Raw genomic sequence first — 18,753 nt, 5'->3', positions numbered from 1 at the left:
GTTCAAGCCCATTCGTGAGGGGGCAAGCCCCTGAGCACGACTCCCTCGCCATTTTCCGTTGCTACACGGACTCCAACGTCCTGCTCCGTTTTCAAGGCGGCCTCCGCTTCGCGCCGTTCGCGAAGTACCCCTCGCCACTCGCGGCGAAATGCGCCTGCATGCAGCAGCGGCGTTGCGTATCCACCGCGATGTCGCAAATCGCCGAAATCGCACCGACACAAGGGCACCAATTCCGGCGTCGCGTGTTTCTCGCGAAGCCGCGTACAACTCACGGGCAACCCTCGAAGATTGGCGATTTGTCGCGACGTCTCGACCGCATCATAATTCCCGCACGGTCGAATGATGGCATGAATGGCCTGCGCGCCAGGCGCATCGAGGTGCCCGAGGCTATACAGCAAACTCAATCGCTCACCATGGTTCAGGTGACCCATGTCGCGCGCTTTTTCGGCAAGGTGTCGCAAGATCGCACACCCCGCCATGATTCGCTCCACGCCGCGCCCATACCGCGACCAATCCGGCAATGGTTCAGCCGCCGCATGCGATGGTTCTGGAGCTCGGGGCGAAAGGGTCGTCGCCTCTTTCAATCGCTCGGGCGCGGTCGCACGTGCGCGCGAAAGCTCGTTCAAATCGGAATCGACGTCCTCCCCATCGGGCAGATGTAGCCGACTCCGAACGCCGGTTTCGACATGCACACCGAGCGGCAAGGTCATCGTTTGTCCGTGCAAATCCGGAGCGTCCGTTCGTCCCGGAAGAATCTCGCAATGCACCCCTTCGGGAACGGGTCCGGCAATGTGCACCAGGGCTTCGAGCGCCGCGTGCACGACATCGGCTTTCATGCGGCTTTCTAGAGGCACCCATACATGCAATCCACGACCGCCCGTCGTTTCGAGCAAAGCGGTCCATTGCCATGCACGCGCTACGTGGCATATTCGGTACGCGAACGCTCGAGCTTCCGGACTCGGCGGAGCTTCTCGATCATCGATGTCAATCACCCCGAGCAAGCAGGATCCGTCCGGAAATCGTGGGCGCACCGCAATGCTGCCTCGTCCCATCAGATGCAGCCGGACGTCCGTGGCCCCTACGGGTCGCGACATGGGCGCGGCATTTCGGCGCCCAGCATCTCCGGCCGTCATGACGTCGAACGATTCTTGACCCGCACAAAAAGCCCAATGAAAACTTCGAGCCGCTCTTCGTCCCATACCGGCTCGACGGGCCCGGGCGCGTCGTTCATCGCTGCGGTGGTTTCGTCCAATCGCTGCGCAGCTTCCCATTTCTCCTGCGCAGCCTCGAATTGCCCCGCCGTAGCCAAACGATCGGCATCTCGCAAGAGCGCATCCGCCGAGGATGGCTCGACGTGTTCCGCTTCGCCGGCATTGCCGGACGTCTCCCACGACCACGGATCATCGTCCATCTCGAGATCCACCAAGGTATCGACGACCGAGCCGGCATCTTTCGGTGCTTCCGAAATCGCGACACCTCCGAGCGAGCTTTCGGCGATCAGCTCTCGAATCAATGCGTCGTGAGGCCCAAAATCGAATTCCGCTGGAATCGTCGCGTCGAAGTATTGCGTCCACCCTCGTACGATGGGGGTCAACCGCGCACGAAGCAATTGCCCCGGGATACCTTGCCCCGCTGCATTGGCACGCGACGCGAGTGCCTGGAGAGCCCCGTCGCTGACGCGCCTGCCTTTTGCCGCAAGCCAAAATCCCAGCCACAAAAAACCTTGCTCGACGGGCGTAGCCCGTGAAACCTCCACCTTGAGCGACAAACCGAGCTGCCCGGTTTCCCGATGCATGAGTGCGAGGGCCTTTTCCGCAAGCTCTTTCGACGCTGCCGGAACGCACAAATTGTCGCAATATCGCACGAGGTCGAAACCCGCCGTGTGCAGGTTTCGATCGAATGGCAACATGACGACGTTCGACAATAATGGCGACAATGATGAACCTTGTGCAAGGCCCCGACCTGGTTGCAACGCATGGCCGGCAAGAACCTTGTCGAGCAGTCGTACGAGCGCCGGATCGCACGGAAGATCCTCGAACGTTTCGAGAATCGGTCGAATGCGCACCGTATCGAAAAAATCCCTGACATCCGCGATCGCCACCCACGTCGCGCCGCGCTCGATGGCCTTCGCCACCGCATCGACCGCCGTATGCGCCGAACGGCCTGGTCGATAGGCAAATGCAGCCGGATGAAGCTTCGGCTCGATGATGGGTTCGAGCCCGGCGCGAAGCATTTCCACCACGATTCGATCCTCGACGGTGGGAATGGACAGCACGCGGATCCCGCCGCCGGGTTTGGCCCGCCGAAGTCGAAGAAGCCGCGTGGGAACCCAGGAGCCGTCGAGAACCTTTGCGCTCAGTCGCTCGATGCGCGCGTCGAGGTTTTGCGCATAGGCCTCGGGCGTGACTCCGTCGACGCCGGGAGCTCGGCTGCGTTTGCGTACGTCGGCGAAATAGGCGAGAAGCGGCGCTGGGCGCGCGAGATCAAAAAGACGTCGCATCAATCCTCCAGTTCGCCGTAACAATTCGTTTTCGGTACGCCCCGATGGGATTGCCTTTGCTCCACACGCATCGGCGCACGCGGCTGCACGGGCACGCGTGTGGGCTCTGGCGTGTGCACGCGCGTGTGCGTAGACTGCGGCGCGAGCCTTGGCGCGTGCGTCACTGGTGGCATCGACGCTTGCGTGGAAGCGCCGCGGTTCTCTACGTTTTGCACCGACCGCACGTGGGCGACGATTTTCCAGACGATGCCCAATACGACGATGATCCACAAGAGCGTTTCGCTATTCATGTGCGCCCTCCCGCTCGCGAGATCCACAACACGGACATTCTACGAATCGGCCTACTTCATACACGAGGCGATCGTAAGCGCCCTCGAAAATCCAGTGATCCGGGCGCATGGATAGAAACAGCACGTTTCCTTGTTGTTCGCCGTTTTTCATGAATGCTCGCCAATCTGCACCCGCGAGAAGCAACAGTGCAATGCGCGTGGCGATTGCGGTACCCAATGCAATGTCGACGGGGAGCGCTGGAACGGCGACGGGTTCGGGCAATGTGTCGGATGCGTAGGGCATGCGCGACCGTTTGGCGTTTTCGCCGAAAAGCATTCCTTCGGCGTACATGGAACACAAGTGACATGGTCCTCGGCGAGCGTTTTCCACGACTTCGATACGCACGCTCGAAGCGCCGTCCGATAGTGCCACGAAAAGCGCAGGAATATCGTAATGTGCTGCCATGGCATTGACCGTGCGGCGCGAATCCCGCGTGTCGGTCGCAGCGATGAGCAAATCAGGGCGCGCTTCGGCGAGCAAGCGATTGAATGCGGCGCCTTGGCGCACGACATCGATGGCATGCCCTTCGACGCGAGCGTTGGGCACCGTGCGTTGAAGCGTGCTTTGCCAAACAATCGCCTTACGTTTTCCCGCATCGTTTTCGATCGACGCCTGGAGCCCCCAACGAACGAGGTTTTCCACTGCGAGAATGTCGGGATCGCATCCGATGACTCGGACGCCGAGGCGCACGAGTTTGGCGCCGAGGTCGGAACCGACGGAACCAAGGCCCACGAGAGCCGCGGTTTTTTGTTCGAGCACCGAGGCGCCAGGCAAAGCCGCAATGCGGTCACGATAGCGGGACGGATCCATTACCGGAGCATCGGGTGCATGGTCATCGTGCGCTTTGGAGGGGAGAATCGTCACGGTCGTACCTCTTTTTTCTTCGGCGGAAGGGAGCGGTGATAGGTTTGGCGCGTTGGAACACCCATGAAGGTCAATGCGTCACTGATGAATTTTCCCAACATGGATGGCGGTTCGGGCGTGGGGCGAGGAGCCGGTGGTTGCAGCGCGACTTCCACGATGTCTGCCAGGCAATGCAAGCTGCTCCAACCATATCGCAATGGAATGGGGCGGAGCGGCCCACGCTCGAGCGATCCGGCGAAAACTTGCGGGGCTCCGAGCGGGTATTCGGGCGGAAACAAGACGAATGCTTCGCGTTTGCCCCGACGAATGACGGCTCCGAGCATGTCGCCCGAACCCCAGGGGCTGGTTTGTGCTCGAAGATCTTTCTGGACCATTTCGAGGTCCGCGTGAATTCGATTCGCTCCCCGGTGCTGGACGGGAGTATCGCCGGTTTTCACGTCTGCGAGGAGCTCCTCGAGCGGCGGCAATGGCCGACCCAATTGCGCAACGACGGCGTCGGAATCGCGCCTGACACGTTCGAGCGGTATTTCGTCCACCTGGAGGAAACCCGCATCGTCCATACGAACCATGAAGGCGAGCACGATCGGGGCAGCTTTGGCCTTCGCGGTCCCCAGGAGCAGGAGGAGATGATTGCGGGTTGCGCCGTCTTCACGCAAAATGCGTTCGGCGGTGGATTGATCCGTGCCCGACAGCGCGGGCAACCACATCGGGTGTACGTGCCAATCACCCACGTAGGTGAGTTGGGGCAGTCGTCCGCGAATGGCGGCGAGGGCGTGGTTTTGAAAGTCGGCATCGGTGCGCAAATGCCCGGGGCCTTGATCGGCTCGAGGCCCCGTTGGAACGGCATAAGCCACGAGCGTATGGTCCTTGTTTTCGAGCGCGACGATGGATCCGCCGAGTTCCATTCGGCGCCGTCTTCCTTCATCGACGGCGTCGGCAATGGCCTCGAAGGCCTCTTCCGTAATCAATATTTTTCACTTTCGGTACCTCACCAGGGATTGCCTGTATCGAGCCAATCTTCGTACAACACGAGCCATACGCTGACCCATGCGAGGAAGGTGACGAGCGTGGATTTGTTTGTGAATGCGCCTGAATGGTCCAAGCAAAGCGCTCCATCTTGGTATCGATGCGGGGCGCCTGCGCGCAATTCTGGTTCGAGCACATGGGCGATCGGCATGACGCCGTGACCATAGCCTGGAGGTAGAAGCAGTAGAATGTGGTATCGCCCTTTCAGGGACGGATTGGGTCCGATCCAGCCGTGAACGTAGGGAGTGCCGTCGTCGTCGACGTCCATTGTGAATCCGGGATATTGCGAGGCGAGCACCGCTTGCTCTTGCAATGCGCGTCGTTCGCCCTTGGCATCCGCGTAAAACTGTTCGTTCACGAATGGCCCCATTCGTGTGGTTTGACCTGAACACCTTGGCCAGCGGCGGGATTTTGGGCATTGGCCCCCGGAGCTGTCGGATCTGCCGGAGCGCCGTCGACGGTGACGACACCTTCGACCACGTTGACGCGGCGTCCTTCGCGCAGCTTCTTGCGAAACTCTTCGATGCGTTGGGGGTTCATCCTGGATACCTCCGAGTCGAGCCAGCCGTGATGCGCGCGGCATGCGGCACCGAGCGGGCAAGTGCGCTTTCCGATGCTGGGCCATGGATGTGGTTGCTTCTGAAAAATCGGCGATTTGGGCGAGCGAACGAAGGCGAGCAGGCGTGGACGATTTTTGTTTACAACCGGGATATTGTGGGGGATAGTTGGGATGGACGGTCTGCGACCGACCGAGTTGGTCTGTGAAAACTGGAAACGCTAACCTCGTACAGTACCCAAAACCCGGGGGGGTTAGCGCCTTGTGCCAACCTTGCGAAATTGCAGGGGATTGGCGCGAGAAGTACCCCGTTGCGGGGTCGTGATCGGAGCAGCTGAGCTTGCCGATGGGGTGAGGTCAGCGATTCCGGTGTTGCAGAGCCTACAAAACAAGCTGGTTGCGGGGGGTGCTCCCGCAACGGGTTCGCCCGCTCAAAGGGCATTGAAACTGTTGCCGCACGGTCGCCCGCTCAGGGCAAGCCCTTTCGACCCTGCCCGCAACGGGTTCGCCCGCTCAAAGGGCATTGAAACAGATTGGCGACCAGGGGCGCATTGAAACGCAGCCCTCCCCCCGCAACGGGTTCGCCCGCTCAAAGGGCATTGAAACAGCTTGCTTGGCGCCCCCCCAATCTGGCGCCCTCTGTTTCCCGCAACGGGTTCGCCCGCTCAAAGGGCATTGAAACAGCTCGAGTCCTCCTGCGGTCCGCCGCCGCAGGAGACCCGCAACGGGTTCGCCCGCTCAAAGGGCATTGAAACAGCGATTTCTCCCCAGTCTTCACCACCTTCTCCACCACCACCCCGCAACGGGTTCGCCCGCTCAAAGGGCATTGAAACAGTACCGCGTTTTGCAGGTTTCACGATCAGCCGAGCTCCGCAACGGGGCCCAAAGGGCTGAAACGTACAGGCCTCGCGCGTAACCTTTCCCGCAACGGGTTCGCCCGCTCAAAGGGCATTGAAACGCATCCGGTATCGATTGCGGCTCAACGTTGTCGTGCTCGTCGCGAATAGGGTCGTCCCGTGAAAACACTTTGCGTCCGTCGCAAAATCGTGGTACGGCGTCGCCATGCAGCCACCGCACGACACATCGGCAGAAGCACTGCAAGCACAGCTTGCCTTCTGGGAAAGGCTCGGCCCCGAAGGTCGTGTTTCACTCGCTGGACGCATCAGCTTGTCCGCCCGATATCTGGCACGCGATGGCATCCGCGCGCGGCACCCCGAATACTCCGACGAAGAACTTCATCGCGCATTGATGCGCTTGCTTTATGGCGATGCGCTCGTTAAAAAAATCTGGCCCCATGACGCATTGGTGGCTCCGTGAATGCGTTGACCGACGTAGATTACATCTTATCCAGTCCCGCAACCGGTTCGCCCGCTCAAAGGACACCGTAACGAACCGCGGTCCCGCCCCCCTTCTCATCAAACACAAATCCTGTTGACGTCGCCAAACGCCCCGGCTTTCATGCCTCGCCATGCAGCTCGTCTCCACCGAATTGCACGCCAGCTATCGAGTGGCCGAACCATTCCGATGGCCATTCCACGACGGCAGCATGCTCCGCGGCGTCCTCGGCAGAGCCCTCCGAAAAGCCGCCTGCGCACGCACCGCAGCCGCCTGCGCCAACGATTGCGAGCTCCCCGAGCAGTGCACCTATTCGCGCCTCTTCGACCCGCCCGTGCCCAATCCCGTGCCACATCGTTTTCTGCGAGGACTAACGCGCGCACCACAACCGATGATCCCCGTGTTTCCCGCTCCCGGTCGCATCGACGCCCAACATGGTGCGGTCTTCTCCATAACGCTCCGGCTGCTTGGACCACTAGAGCGCGGAGACCTCGCCGTCGTCCTGGAAGCGCTCGAAGGATTGACCGCTTTCGAATTCACCGCCGACCGAGGGCGCATTGCATTCGACCACGCAACGCTCGTCGGACAACGTGAAACGCCCATCGCCACGAACATCACGGCCGCACCCATGGAACGCATTGCGGTCGAGCTCGAAACGCCCGCATGGCTCGAACACCAGGGGCGCCTGATGGAGCAAATCCACTTTCAGCCCTTTTTCCGGGCCATCTATCGACGCTTGACGGTCTTATGTGCGCTCTATGGAGAATGGAGCGATATTGATGACGCGGCTTTCGAACCATTGGATGCACTGGCCGCGCAAATCGTCGTCGCCGAACAGCACGTCAAAAAACTCGAATTCCAAAGGCGTTCGGAAGCTCGAGGCCGCGAACACCCCATGCGCGGCCTTATCGGGCGCGTGGTTTTCGAAGGCCGGGGACTCGAAGCGTTCCTACCAGCGTTGCGCCTCGCAGAAAAGACGCATATCGGGAAAGCAACGAGCTTCGGAATGGGAAGGATGAGGGTCGAAGTATAACGCGCCGCTCGTCACCGCTTCGTCTTGGTCACCTTGCTCCGCGCTTTGGCGACCACCTTCTTCGCCGCTCTCCCAATCGACTCCCGCACCGTTTTCATCGCCGTCCGCTTTTTCTTCGGCGCAGGCGCTCCTTTGGGCAATACCATGACCCGCTTCCCGTCGAAACCAACCACCATTTGCTGTATCGTTTCCACTCCCGCCGCGCGCAAGTCCGCCGCGTAATCGTGCGCTTCCAATTGACGGAGCCCCTCCGCCATCGCTTGTTCCAATGTCTTCTCGCCTTTGCGCGCCGACTTCAGCTCCAGCACCACACCCGGCTTGCTCGCATGACGCGGCTTGATGAGCACATCCGGACGACCCTCGCCCGATTCTCGATTCGATCGTACTTCGTAATCAGGCTCGAGTGACGCGAGGAGCCCAATCATCAGCCCTTGGTAAAACCTTTCCGGCTCCACACCCGAGACGTCGTGATACGACGGCAAATAACCCGCAAATTTTTGCAGTTGCCCCTCAAAACGAGACACATGCCCCCCGAGAAGTGCATCGAGCAATTCACCAAGATCACCGCCTTGGCCTCTCAATCCCTTCTTCATCCACAAGTGAAACGTCGTGCGATACACTTCAGCGACTTCGCGATTGGGAATCGACAGTCGGAACGGCGGACGATCCGTTCCTGGAATGATCGGTCCGGGCCGAGACGCTTTCAGATACCCCGAAAACACCAGCAAGTTCCATAACGCGTTTTCGTTCTCTTTCAGCTCCGGAAAGACGACATTTTCGTCGATGTGCTTGTCGATCACGCCGCCTTCGAGCAACCGCTGAACATCGTTTTGCACCGAAAACGCGTGATGCTGGAGCAGCTCCTTGATCAGCGCGTTCGAGCTCGTGCTTACCCAATACGGCACGACGTTGCGATCGTTACGCGCCAAGAAGCTCAAGATGGACCATGGATTGTAAATGTCCACCCCGCCAAACTCGTAGCCATTGTAATACGATCGAATCGCCTCGTGCAGATCAGCCATCCCGGACTTTTCGAGCAATGTCCTCACTTCCGCGTCGGTAAATCCGAAGCATGTATTGAATTCCGAATCGATCAGCGAATACACACCCACGCTGTTCAATTCTGAGAAAATGCTCTCGCGGGATACGCGCAAGATCCCCGTCATCACGCCGCGTTCGAGGTGCTGGTTGTCCTTCAGACCGGCTTCGTAAAACGAACGGAAAAAATTTATCACCTTGTCGTAGTAGCCCGCCGCGTATCCGGCATGAATCGGCGCATCGTACTCGTCGATCAGCACGATCGGTCGTACGCTCGTCGCCCGATGCAACCATTCCGTGAGGTACGACAGCGCCAATTCGCATTGATACTCATTGGCTTCTGCATCGAGGAAGGCTTGAAAACGCGACCTTTCTGCCGGCGACAACTTGCCATGCAACGTCGGCACGTGCGGCCGCATCATTTCTTGCACGGCTCGTTTGAATTTTTCGAGGCAACCTGCAAACACATCCGCCTTAGCGCCTTTGAAGCTGATGTGCACCACCGGATACTTTTGAAAGTGCGCCCGGTACTTTTCCCCTGCCCGAGATACGTGCAACCCATCGAAAAGATGCCAGACGTTTTCCTCGCGCTTTTCGAAAAACCATTTCAATGTCGACAAATTGACAGACTTGCCAAATCGACGCGGCCGCGGCAACAGGATGACCTTGTAGTTGTTCCGATCGATGAATTCCGTAATCAGCTTCGTCTTGTCGACGTACTCGAAGCCTTGTTCCCGTAAGTGACGGAAGTCCTCGATGCTGGTCGGAATCTTCAGGGTCATGCTGCTCTCCGAAAAACCGCGCCGAGTTTCGCACGACCCCTCGGCAAGGTCAAGCACGTGCTCGACCTTGCCGCTCGGGCCAGCCGTTCGTCACGGCGAACCTGTCACCCCGGCGCGTGAAACGGCCCCGTCACCTCGTACGTAATGCCCCCGCTAGCATTGCCTCGCTGCGAGCTAAAGTAAAGCCTCGTCCCGCTCGGGTCGAACGCCGGCCCAGTCACCTCACTCTTGTCGTGACCCATGATCTGCATGATCGGCTTCAATTCACCATTCGGCAGGATCGCCACAATCTGCATGTCGTCACCATCTTCGGCCACGAGCACATCACCACAACACGATACCGTGAGGTTGTCGACCCCCTTCAAAATCGGATTCGCCGCCGTCTTCGCATCGTAAAGCACGGACAACGTCGACGCATTCACATCGTACGCCCAGACGCGCCCATCCCCCTTCGTCGAAAAGTACACGATTCCCTCGTGATACCAAATCCCTTCGCCCCCGTCGAACAACGTCGCCGCAGCGACCTGCTTGCGCGTCGCAATGCCCTTTTCGTAAATCGGATCCGGCAGCTCGTGCCAAGTCACCGCGCCATTGGCATCCACCGCGGCCACCTCGAGCTTCCCGCTCGATAGATCCGCATACCCATACGATGCAATCCTGTCCGGCGTAAATCGATAAAAACACCCGTCGTCCTCGTCTTCGGTCAAGTACACATGGTGCAGTTTCGGATCGACCGCTGCCGCTTCATGCTTGAAAATGCCCAGCGCCGGACGCTCGACCGCCTGAATTTCGCCGCGCGGATCACACTCGAATACCCGCCCTCGCGCAACCTCTTCGCACGATAACCACGCGCCCCACGGCGTCGGACCACCGGCACAATTGACACTCGAATTCGCGAGTATCGAATAGGCCGAAACGAGCGCCCCCGATGCATCGAATCGCAACGCTCCTACGCCGCCCGCAAGCGGAACTTCCGAATTCGATACGTAAATCCAACCTCCATCCTCGAGCGGGTACGTCGCTCCACCATCGGGCGCAATGTGCCACTTGAAATCCGATCCCGCCATCGGCGCCTCGTTCGTTCGAGCCACCACGCGCGCCGTAAATCCAGCGGGCACACGCACGCCATTTTCATCGGGCGTGTCCGACAGCGGGCCGATCTCAGCAATGCGCGAAACCAGCTTCGGACGCGCAACGGGCGGCTTCCACGGTAGCTCCGTCACGCCGCCCGAGCTCGTCGAGCCCGTCGAGCTCGTCGATTGCGTGCCTGTCGAGTCGCAGCCCACGAGCAGCGGCTTGCACATCAGCGCAGCAAGCCCTGCAAGACCGCCTTGAAGGAGAATTCGTCGCGAGGGTATCGAAGAGGGGGGATTTGCCATGCGGCCGATTATGGCACGGCTCGGACAAAAATCTCAACCAATCCGCCCCTCGACGCTCGGCAACGCCGTCGACGCGTACGTCTTGCCGACTTCCATGCCCTCCGCGCGCGCTCCGTCGAGCACCACGTCGAACGTGGCGACCTTGTTCTTGTCACCCTTGAACTCGTAATCCCACGTGCACGAAATGAAGGGCGTCCAGCCGAGGTTGTGTCGCGGCCAATGCGTGTAACTGAGCACCTCGGATGGCCAGGGCAAACCATCGGTCACGTGCAAACCTTCGATTCGATGCAGCACACGCAAAAGCGTCGTTTCGTACGGCTGCAAAGGAATCGGACCGGCTAAATATTCGATGCGCAGCTTCGCCATCGCGATGGGCCCCGCGCCGCAACGAAAATGCTCACCGAAATCGTCGCGATTACGCTTGCGATACCCAGCGCGTTCATGACCGACGTCGCAACCTTTTCCGTGATGTCGTCGATCGACGAACACGACTTCTCGATGAGCGCGATCTTCTCCGCCGACGAAAGCTCCTTGGCTTGCTTCGTCATGCCAAGCGCCCGAAGCACTTTGTCGCGTACTTCCTCCGGCCACGAAGAAATCATCGTCATACGCGTATCCGTCGCCGATCGATACTCCAAAGCTTCCACCGTCAATTCCGAACGTCGTGCGCGGAGGCGATGGCTTTGCAAGTCGCGCGAGAACAGCGTCCGTGTCCGGATGGTCGTCCGAATACGCCCACGTATGCGCAAATCCCCGCGCGATGAGTTTTTCGATCAATTCGGTGAACGAGCTCGTCAAGTACCGTACGAAGCCGTCGTTGTCCCAATGGTGAAATGTCGCCTTGTCTCCCTCGCCGATCATGATGATGCCCCAAGCGCCGTCATCGCCGAAGAAAAATAGCACCGGCGTTTCGGGATCCACGGCACCATCTTGGAAAAAATAATTCGGGTAACGCTTCGCGACTTGATGCGGAATTCGATAAATGTTGCGAAACGTGTCGATCGTCTTGCGACCTTCTTCGTCGAGCGCCACGAACTCGAGACCATGCCAATCATCCGGACTGTCCGCGAAGCTGTAATTAAACTTCAATCCGTTGATCGCCCGGTAGAATGCATACATGTCCGCCGGTAGCTTCGGTTGCCACTTGCCGATGCGACTGAGCACATTGCCTCGTGACACGCTCTGCTGCTGGACGATCACGTCGCTGCGCTCGGAAATCTGGCCGATTCGTACAAGAAGTCGTTGTGCAAGTGTGAGGTCGGACATGTGGGGTGGGCGGAGTGTATCACGGTTTCGAGCTGTCCAACTTTTTTCGTTCGGTGCTCGCGTGAACGACGAAACGTACGGGAAACGGCGAGGGATCAGCGCATGTTGATCTCGATGTTCATCGGTTGCCCACCACGGATGACTTTGACGTCGAGCTTGTCGGCATTCTGAAGCCGGCTGTACGCCTGAAGTGCGCTCTGCGGATCACTCATGTCGAAATTGTTGATGGTCATGAGCTGGTCGCCATTGTTGAGGCCAATCGATCCGAGCAACGAATCAGGCCGAATGCCGACCATTCTCAAGCTCGAACCATTCGGAGTTTGCGTAGGGATCACGCGCACCGACCGCAAAAACTCGCCCTGTCGTTCCATGACCGTGGTCAAGACGGAACGATCGACCTCGAATTGCGTATCCGAAATTTTCCGTATCTTTTCGGCAATTTCGGGAGGAAGCGCATAACGGGACCTGCCTGGTCGTGGAGGTGGCGGACTCATCGGCATGGGCATCGAAGGAGGTGCTGCCGACGCCAATCCTTGGTGGATGGGAATTTGACACCGCGAGCCGCCTTTGGTGAGCCATACGCGATCCCATGTCATTCCAGCGACGACGTGCCCTGCGACTTCGTCCCCGATCCGACGTAACGTCGCTTTGGAGTTTCCCGCTGCAATGGCTGCAAACGACCAGCTTGGATCGTCCGCCGTCGTGATGAGCATGACGCGCGCCGCGTCGCACACCGGATCGGAATACGGATCGGCATTGTTTGCGACGGGTGCTTCGGATGCAGTCGCCGAATCGCTCGGTGCCTTCAGTGGCCCTGTAATGGAATCAAAAGGATTCCGTGCCAAAATGGCGGATCCGTCGGTTGCTCGTTCGGGGAGTGTATCGGATTCGCTCGCCCGCGCCTGCAATGGTGGTGGCGCTGGCAAAGACGCAAGCTCGAGATGTGCCGCGACCAAGTGTCCGAGAGCCTTGGCCTGAAAATATGCGACGATGATGACAAAGGCGGCCAAAATGGCGGGAAAAAGCGACTTTATCCGAGCGTCGAGTCCCATGCGTCGAAAAGCAAGCGAGGAGCATGCCAAGACGCGTTTCGTACGGCTGTATTGCGAATGTCTTGGGAATGTTCGCAAACACGTCAGGATGACGCGGAAATGAATCGAGGACGGTCGAGCGATGCCAAAATGACTTGAACAAGCAAAGCAAATGTATAGGGATTCACATGAAGAGACTTGATCATGTTGGTAAAGTGTAAAGTGTTTTACAAGAGGGACATGGACAGGTCCCTCGGGTGTAAAGCGTTTACAAGTTGGGACATGGACAGGTCCCTCGGGTGTAAAACGTTTAACAAGAGGGGACATGGACAGGTCCCTCGGGTGTAAAACGTTTACAAGTTGGGACATGGACAGGTCCCTCGGGTGTAAAACGTTTAACAAGAGGGGACATGGACAGGTCCCTCGGGTGTAAAACGTTTAACAAGAGGGGACATGGACAGGTCCCTCGGGTGTAAAACGTTTACAAGAGGTATCATGAGGCAACCATGAGCGAGCTCGAAGCGAACCCTGAGCGTGACATCGACAGGCGATCGCCGAATACGATTGCAGCATCCTTGCGCGACGCCGTCATGGGCAAAACACTGCTCGTTGGCCCGGGCCAATTTTCTCCTCATTCAAAGCACGAACGAATTTTCATCATTGCCGTGGACGAAGAACCAACGATACTTTGGGATCGGTTTTATCCGGAAAAGGACATCGGCGCTCTTCGCAATGCCCTTCGGTCATATGCTCGGGTCGTTTTCGAGGGCGAACACGACGCCATGTACGCCACCGCTTGGTCGTTTGCGTGGACGTGTCCTCCTGCGCCGCTTCGCGTGTACGACAGATCGGGCATCATCGTTGCCGTCGACGACGATGTCTTGCGCCTAGGGCGATCCGATGGCCGCGTTGCCATTCCCGTCATCGACATTGCGTGTATCGAAGGCTGGCTGTCCGGCGATTGGGTCAAACGGCAGGTGCGGATTGTCACAACGCACGCCGAGTGGTTCGTCGTGGCGGAATGCACGGAATGGTTCGTCATGATCGACCCGACCTACGACGGGATCGATTTGATGTGCGATGCGTCATGGGTCGGGCAGCTTGGACACGCCATGGCCAAAGCGCTGGGCGTCCCTTACAACAGCGACGATTCTGCTCTGCAATGACGCCGCGCCGACCGTACGGCAGCGGCCCATGCGTCATCGTGGTGGTGAACATGATGGACGTCGTTTGGGGCATGTGTGAGTTGTTCTGACAGCAAAAATAAAATTTTACGATGCGTGAAATAATCATGGCGCCTCAATCGATGTAGCGGTGCCATGAAAAACATCATCTCCGCTCTGGTTTCCTTGTCGCTCCTCGGTTCGCTTTTGGTGGGCTGTGGAAACGCTGTCGAGCCTGCGTCCGCAAAGGCGCTTGCGTCGGAAGCGTGCGCGCGTGAAGACCGGGCAGGAGACCACGAATACGTGTTCTCCGCCGGTTCGGCGCAAGTTGCGCGTGTCGAGCGCCATGTGCGTGACGACGGATCCGAAGCTCTTTCGGGTGTTTCGACGTCGTCGCGCGGTAAGTTGACCGAATACGCCGAAATTGGCGCCGATGGGCGCCTGGTCTACGCTGACGCTTTGTTCGTCGGTAAAAATGGTGCTACGCGACGTGTGCTCGCCGATGCAGCGCGCGGTGCACTCTATGTGCAGGATGCCCAAGGTGCGGCGTGGCATCGAATGCCCACGGATGCGCCCTGGGTGCTCGCAGGTCTTTCGGACGAAGGTGACGCATTCATGCTCGACCGGACGCCGGTGAGTGCATGGATTGCAGCTCGAGCAGCAAGCGCATCGACGAAGCTTCGGGTCGTCGATGCGCAGTTGCGGCAAGGCGTCGTCGCGGCGGCGGATCAATTCGTCGTGGAGGGCGAGGCTGGCCAGCGGTTCATCGTGACCGAATCGTCTGCGGTTTCGGCCAATGGTGATTTCGTCACGAGCCTCGGTGACGATCCGGGAGCAAGCCCCGGGCGTCTTGCGATTGCATCGCTACGGCCTCGGCGAACGGCGCATCGTTAGGCTACGTGCCTGGGTTTGTACGCTCGCTTTGCGGGCGTCGGACGCTCATACCCCCGATTCGGTCGACTCCAAGACTGGATTCGGACTCTGATTCATCTACTCGTTGCAACCCTCGCCATTCCGTGCGACTCATCGCTCGAGCCCCTTCAGTCTCGCGAGGATACAATGACCGAATCGACCAAGTTCACGCTGCCCGAAGATCGCATTCCCAAGCGTTGGTACAACATTCAAGCCGACTTGCCGAAGCCGCTACCTCCGGTGCTTCATCCGGGTACGAAACAGCCGGTTGGTCCGGATGATCTCGCGCCGCTTTTTCCAATGGCGCTCATCATGCAAGAAGTCACGACGGAGCGGGACGTGGAAATTCCCGAGCCCGTGCGTGACGTGTATCGGCTGTGGCGTCCGGCTCCGCTTTTTCGAGCGCGACGCCTGGAAAAGGCGCTTGGAACACCGGCCAAGATTTTTTACAAATACGAGGGCGTAAGTCCCGCCGGATCACATAAGCCGAATACGGCGGTCGCGCAAGCGTTTTACAACAAAAACGAAGGCATTACGCGACTGTCGACCGAAACGGGGGCCGGTCAATGGGGGTCGTCGCTCGCTTTTGCCGGGTCGCTTTTCGGGCTGGAGGTGCTCGTTTTTCAAGTGCGCGTGTCGTACGACCAAAAGCCTTATCGGCGCGCATTGATGGAAACGTACGGTGCGCGCTGTGTGCCTTCGCCATCGCCCGAAACGTCGTATGGCCGGAGCGTGCTCGAAAAATCGCCCCACCATCCGGGGAGCTTGGGCATTGCCATTTCCGAAGCGGTGGAGGTGGCGGCGTCTCGTAACGACACGAAATATGCGCTGGGTTCGGTCTTGAATCACGTGCTCTTGCATCAAACCATCATTGGTCTGGAAGCGATGGAGCAGTTGCAATTGGCCGATGCTTGGCCGGACGTGGTCGTGGGATGCACGGGCGGCGGGTCGAACTTTGCGGGCATATCATTTCCGTTCATCGGTGATTCGCTTCGGGCGGGGCGCAAAATGCGAATCGTGGCGGTCGAGCCTTCGGCGTGTCCGTCGCTCACGCGGGGCCAATACGCGTACGATTTCGGGGATACGGGGCACATGACGCCGCTCACGAAAATGCATACGCTCGGGTCGACGTTCACGCCGCCTGGGTTTCACGCTGGAGGCTTGAGGTACCACGGAATGGCGCCGCTCGTGTCGCACCTGAAAGAGCTGGGGCTCATCGAGGCGGTGGCGTATCAGCAGAAGGAATGTTTTGCGGCGGGTGTGCTTTTTGCGCGAAACGAGGGAATCGTTCCGGCGCCGGAAGCGAATCACGCGGTCAAGGGTGCCATCGAGGAGGCTTTACGTTGCAAGCGGGAAGGGCGTAGCGAGACGATCCTGTTCAATTTGAGCGGGCATGGGCATTTCGACATGCAGGCGTACATCGATTATGCACATGGTTTGCTCGAGGATCGGCAATACGACGAGAAAGAGCTGGCGATGGCACTCGCGGGGTTGCCGAGTGTTTCTGAGCGGGCGTAATCAGTAGTAGCAGCGCACGTGCTGCGTGTACCCGTTGTCGTCGACCGTTCCCCACACGTGATTGAACCACGTCGCACGCGTCGTGGTGGCCGAGCATGTGTAATACGCCTCGATGTTCGGCGATCCCGTCAAGGATTGGCAGAATCCATGCGTATCCGAATAAGCTGAGTTCGCATTGCTCCAGAATGGGCCGCAATTGATGCCGTTCGGGAAGTAGCGCCCGCCTGCGAGCAGGTCGTTGCATTGCGTGTACGTAGCGGTGTTGACGACGCTCGAGCACGTCACGGTGAGGCCGTCGATGACCTGCGAGTTTGCAAAGGTGAATTGCGAAGGGACGCACGCGCCGTTGACGCACGCATTCCCGGCCGAGCACTGGTTGCCGCACATGCCGCAATTCGTCGCGCTATTCGTCGTGTTTGCTTCGCAGCCGTCGGCGGGGTTGTTGTTGCAATCAGCAAAGCCTGGATCGCACGACCCCATTCCGCACGCACTGCCGGTGCAGGTTGCCGATGCATTGGCGGGCACGGGACACGCATTGCCGCAGGCGCCGCAATGGGACGTATTCGATTGCGTATCGACCTCGCATCCGTCGGCCGCGTTCATGTTGCAATCGTCGTAGCCTGATTGGCACACGGCCGAGCACGTTCCGGCAGCGCAGACGGCGGAGCTGTTCGGAGCGCCCTGACAGACGTTGCCGCACATGCCGCAGTTGGCCGGATCGAACGACGTATTCGTGCACATGTTACCGCATTGCGTGGTGCCTCCGCTGCATTGAAGCGAGCACGCACCATTGACGCAGACTTGTCCTGCAAGACACGCGGTGCCGCAGCCGCCACAATTGGCCGGGTCGTGCATCGTGTCGACGCAGGTTTGTCCGCACTTGGTGCCGCCGCTGCATTGCACGCTGCACGCGCCCAGGGAACACACTTCGCCCGGAGCGCACGCGACGCCGCAGCCGCCACAATGGGCGGGATCGTTCATCGTATCGACACACGCATTGGCGCACTTGGTGGAACCACCATTGCATTGCAGAGCGCACGCTCCCATCGAACACACCGTGCCCGCGCCACACATCGTTCCGCATGCGCCGCAGTTGGCCGGATCGTTCATCGTATTGACGCACGAATTGCCGCACTTGGTCGTTCCGCCGCTGCACTGCAGGCCGCAGGCGCCGAGCGAGCAAACTTCACCCGGCGCGCAAACGGCGCCGCATGCGCCGCAGTTGAGCGGATCATTGGTCGTGTCGACGCAGGTTTGTCCGCACTTGGTCGTGCCGCCGCTACATTGCAAAGCACACGTTCCATTCGAACAAACGTTGTCTCCGGCGCAGACGTTTCCACACGCGCCGCAATTGGCCGAATCGTTTACGATGTCCACGCACGATTGACCGCATTGCGTGGTGCCGCCATTGCATTGAAAACTACACGTGCCCATCGAGCAGACTTCGCCCGCGTTACAGGTCGTCCCGCACGCGCCGCAGTTGTTGGGATCGCTGGCCGTATCGACGCACGATTGTCCGCATTGGGTGGTGCCGCCGTTGCATTGGAAACTGCATGTGCCCATCGAGCAGACTTCGCCCGCGCTACAGGTCGTCCCGCACGCGCCGCAGTTGTTGGGATCGCTGGCCGTATTGACGCACGATTGGCCGCACTGGGTCGTGCCGCCGTTGCATTGGAAACTGCACGTGCCCATCGAGCAGACTTCGCCCGGCGCGCAAGCGTTTCCGCACGAGCCGCAATTCGCGGGGTCGTGCATCGTATCGACGCAGGCCTCTCCGCAAAGCGTGACGCCGGGTCCGCAATCGGAGCCGCCGCCCATGCCGCCTGAACCTGCTGCGCCACCTTGACCGGCAAAGCCGCCCGTCCCGCCGCTCGTTTGCGTGACCGAATCCCCGCACGCGACGAGCGTGATTGGCGCAAGAGCCAAAAGAATACGAGCCACGTGAATCGTAGAAATGCGTGAAATGTTCATCGTCGCCCACGCATACCACGAAAATCCACGCTTGGGTGCTTTTTTTGCC

18 protein-coding genes and 1 CRISPR repeat array are annotated in these 18,753 nt (G+C 59.4%); of the genes, 5 read left to right on the top strand and 13 right to left on the bottom strand.

All coding sequences use genetic code 11. The features are described from left to right. Positions 1–2: 2 nt before the first annotated feature. From IPM54_38340 to IPM54_38310, 7 genes are read right to left on the bottom strand one after another with little or no spacing between them, the layout of a single operon-like run. Complete coding sequence (locus tag IPM54_38340) at positions 3–1,094, bottom strand: hypothetical protein (protein MBK9265637.1); 1,092 nt, start codon at positions 1,092–1,094, stop codon at positions 3–5. A gap of 35 nt (positions 1,095–1,129) precedes the next feature. Continuing rightward, complete coding sequence (locus IPM54_38335; GenBank protein ID MBK9265636.1) at positions 1,130–2,500, bottom strand: hypothetical protein; 1,371 nt, start codon at positions 2,498–2,500, stop codon at positions 1,130–1,132. Next, positions 2,500–2,790 carry a hypothetical protein gene (locus tag IPM54_38330; GenBank protein MBK9265635.1) on the bottom strand — a complete coding sequence of 97 codons (291 nt, stop codon included), beginning with the start codon at positions 2,788–2,790 and terminating at the stop codon, positions 2,500–2,502. Before IPM54_38330 ends, IPM54_38335 begins: the two co-directional genes overlap by 1 nt. After that, positions 2,783–3,694, bottom strand: coding sequence for a ThiF family adenylyltransferase (locus IPM54_38325; GenBank protein ID MBK9265634.1), 912 nt, complete (start codon positions 3,692–3,694; stop codon positions 2,783–2,785). The genes IPM54_38330 and IPM54_38325 overlap by 8 nt, the downstream gene beginning before the upstream one ends. After that, positions 3,691–4,662 carry a hypothetical protein gene (locus IPM54_38320; GenBank protein MBK9265633.1) on the bottom strand — a complete coding sequence of 324 codons (972 nt, stop codon included), beginning with the start codon at positions 4,660–4,662 and terminating at the stop codon, positions 3,691–3,693. The genes IPM54_38325 and IPM54_38320 overlap by 4 nt, the downstream gene beginning before the upstream one ends. A 20-nt stretch (positions 4,663–4,682) precedes the next feature. Continuing rightward, positions 4,683–5,078, bottom strand: coding sequence for a hypothetical protein (locus IPM54_38315; protein MBK9265632.1), 396 nt, complete (start codon positions 5,076–5,078; stop codon positions 4,683–4,685). Then, positions 5,075–5,260, bottom strand: a complete 186-nt coding sequence (locus IPM54_38310) for a hypothetical protein (GenBank protein ID MBK9265631.1) — start codon at positions 5,258–5,260, stop codon at positions 5,075–5,077. The genes IPM54_38315 and IPM54_38310 overlap by 4 nt, the downstream gene beginning before the upstream one ends. A 427-nt stretch (positions 5,261–5,687) precedes the next feature. Then, positions 5,688–6,182: direct repeats of the CRISPR family, unit length 37 nt; unit sequence CCCGCAACGGGTTCGCCCGCTCAAAGGGCATTGAAAC. 156 nt (positions 6,183–6,338) lie between these two features. Here IPM54_38310 and IPM54_38305 point away from each other — a divergent pair. Continuing rightward, complete coding sequence (locus IPM54_38305; protein ID MBK9265630.1) at positions 6,339–6,593, top strand: hypothetical protein; 255 nt, start codon at positions 6,339–6,341, stop codon at positions 6,591–6,593. 139 nt (positions 6,594–6,732) lie between these two features. On the opposite strand, the gene IPM54_38300 is transcribed toward IPM54_38305, so the two are convergent. Further along, a complete protein-coding gene (locus tag IPM54_38300; protein ID MBK9265629.1) occupies positions 6,733–6,966 on the bottom strand; it encodes a hypothetical protein in 234 nt (77 codons plus the stop codon). Positions 6,967–7,011: 45 nt separating this feature from the next. On the opposite strand from IPM54_38300, the gene cas6 reads away from it, so the two are divergent. Next, positions 7,012–7,644 carry a CRISPR system precrRNA processing endoribonuclease RAMP protein Cas6 gene (gene cas6 / locus IPM54_38295; GenBank protein MBK9265628.1) on the top strand — a complete coding sequence of 211 codons (633 nt, stop codon included), beginning with the start codon at positions 7,012–7,014 and terminating at the stop codon, positions 7,642–7,644. Between the two features lie 11 nt (positions 7,645–7,655). Here cas6 and IPM54_38290 read toward each other — a convergent pair whose 3' ends face one another. The 4 genes from IPM54_38290 to IPM54_38275 form a co-directional block, all read right to left on the bottom strand. Continuing rightward, complete coding sequence (locus IPM54_38290; protein MBK9265627.1) at positions 7,656–9,464, bottom strand: AAA family ATPase; 1,809 nt, start codon at positions 9,462–9,464, stop codon at positions 7,656–7,658. Positions 9,465–9,568: 104 nt separating this feature from the next. Then, entirely contained in the window at positions 9,569–10,768 is a 1,200-nt protein-coding gene (locus tag IPM54_38285) for a DUF839 domain-containing protein (GenBank protein ID MBK9265626.1), read from the bottom strand. A 108-nt stretch (positions 10,769–10,876) separates the two neighbouring features. Further along, positions 10,877–12,109 carry an SMI1/KNR4 family protein gene (locus IPM54_38280; protein MBK9265625.1) on the bottom strand — a complete coding sequence of 411 codons (1,233 nt, stop codon included), beginning with the start codon at positions 12,107–12,109 and terminating at the stop codon, positions 10,877–10,879. A 95-nt stretch (positions 12,110–12,204) separates the two neighbouring features. Beyond that, positions 12,205–13,161 (bottom strand): general secretion pathway protein GspC, encoded by a 957-nt coding sequence (locus tag IPM54_38275; protein MBK9265624.1) that lies wholly within the window; start codon positions 13,159–13,161, stop codon positions 12,205–12,207. A 485-nt stretch (positions 13,162–13,646) separates the two neighbouring features. On the opposite strand from IPM54_38275, the gene IPM54_38270 reads away from it, so the two are divergent. The 3 genes from IPM54_38270 (at position 13,647) to IPM54_38260 (ending at position 16,733) form a co-directional block, all read left to right on the top strand. Continuing rightward, positions 13,647–14,306 (top strand): hypothetical protein, encoded by a 660-nt coding sequence (locus IPM54_38270; GenBank protein ID MBK9265623.1) that lies wholly within the window; start codon positions 13,647–13,649, stop codon positions 14,304–14,306. Positions 14,307–14,459: 153 nt separating this feature from the next. Beyond that, a complete protein-coding gene (locus IPM54_38265; GenBank protein MBK9265622.1) occupies positions 14,460–15,197 on the top strand; it encodes a hypothetical protein in 738 nt (245 codons plus the stop codon). 165 nt (positions 15,198–15,362) lie between these two features. After that, on the top strand, positions 15,363–16,733 hold the full coding sequence (locus tag IPM54_38260) for a TrpB-like pyridoxal phosphate-dependent enzyme (protein MBK9265621.1): 1,371 nt from the start codon (positions 15,363–15,365) through the stop codon (positions 16,731–16,733). Here the strand turns inward: IPM54_38260 and IPM54_38255 are convergent, their stop codons facing one another. Beyond that, on the bottom strand, positions 16,734–18,704 hold the full coding sequence (locus IPM54_38255; GenBank protein MBK9265620.1) for a hypothetical protein: 1,971 nt from the start codon (positions 18,702–18,704) through the stop codon (positions 16,734–16,736). Between the last annotated feature and the right edge of the window lie 49 nt (positions 18,705–18,753).

The sequence above is a fragment of the Polyangiaceae bacterium genome (genome assembly GCA_016715885.1).
Taxonomy (GTDB): domain Bacteria; phylum Myxococcota_A; class Polyangia; order Polyangiales; family Polyangiaceae; genus Polyangium.
The sequence above is the reverse complement of the archived record's forward strand: the minus strand, read 5'-3'. Positions and strand labels throughout refer to the sequence as shown.

What these genes read in the sequence shown, in the direction of transcription:
- IPM54_38340 (MBK9265637.1), bottom strand. Translation starts at nt 1,094, where the DNA reads ATGTCGCGACCCGTAGGGGCCACGGACGTCCGGCTGCATCTGATGGGA.
- IPM54_38335 (MBK9265636.1), bottom strand. Translation starts at nt 2,500, where the DNA reads ATGCGACGTCTTTTTGATCTCGCGCGCCCAGCGCCGCTTCTCGCCTAT.
- IPM54_38330 (MBK9265635.1), bottom strand. Translation starts at nt 2,790, where the DNA reads ATGAATAGCGAAACGCTCTTGTGGATCATCGTCGTATTGGGCATCGTC.
- IPM54_38310 (MBK9265631.1), bottom strand. Translation starts at nt 5,260, where the DNA reads ATGAACCCCCAACGCATCGAAGAGTTTCGCAAGAAGCTGCGCGAAGGA.
- IPM54_38305 (MBK9265630.1), top strand. Translation starts at nt 6,339, where the DNA reads ATGCAGCCACCGCACGACACATCGGCAGAAGCACTGCAAGCACAGCTT.
- IPM54_38300 (MBK9265629.1), bottom strand. Translation starts at nt 6,966, where the DNA reads ATGTGGCACGGGATTGGGCACGGGCGGGTCGAAGAGGCGCGAATAGGT.
- IPM54_38290 (MBK9265627.1), bottom strand. Translation starts at nt 9,464, where the DNA reads ATGACCCTGAAGATTCCGACCAGCATCGAGGACTTCCGTCACTTACGG.
- IPM54_38285 (MBK9265626.1), bottom strand. Translation starts at nt 10,768, where the DNA reads ATGTGCAAGCCGCTGCTCGTGGGCTGCGACTCGACAGGCACGCAATCG.
- IPM54_38280 (MBK9265625.1), bottom strand. Translation starts at nt 12,109, where the DNA reads ATGTCCGACCTCACACTTGCACAACGACTTCTTGTACGAATCGGCCAG.
- IPM54_38275 (MBK9265624.1), bottom strand. Translation starts at nt 13,161, where the DNA reads ATGGGACTCGACGCTCGGATAAAGTCGCTTTTTCCCGCCATTTTGGCC.
- IPM54_38270 (MBK9265623.1), top strand. Translation starts at nt 13,647, where the DNA reads ATGAGCGAGCTCGAAGCGAACCCTGAGCGTGACATCGACAGGCGATCG.
- IPM54_38265 (MBK9265622.1), top strand. Translation starts at nt 14,460, where the DNA reads ATGAAAAACATCATCTCCGCTCTGGTTTCCTTGTCGCTCCTCGGTTCG.
- IPM54_38260 (MBK9265621.1), top strand. Translation starts at nt 15,363, where the DNA reads ATGACCGAATCGACCAAGTTCACGCTGCCCGAAGATCGCATTCCCAAG.
- IPM54_38255 (MBK9265620.1), bottom strand. Translation starts at nt 18,704, where the DNA reads ATGAACATTTCACGCATTTCTACGATTCACGTGGCTCGTATTCTTTTG.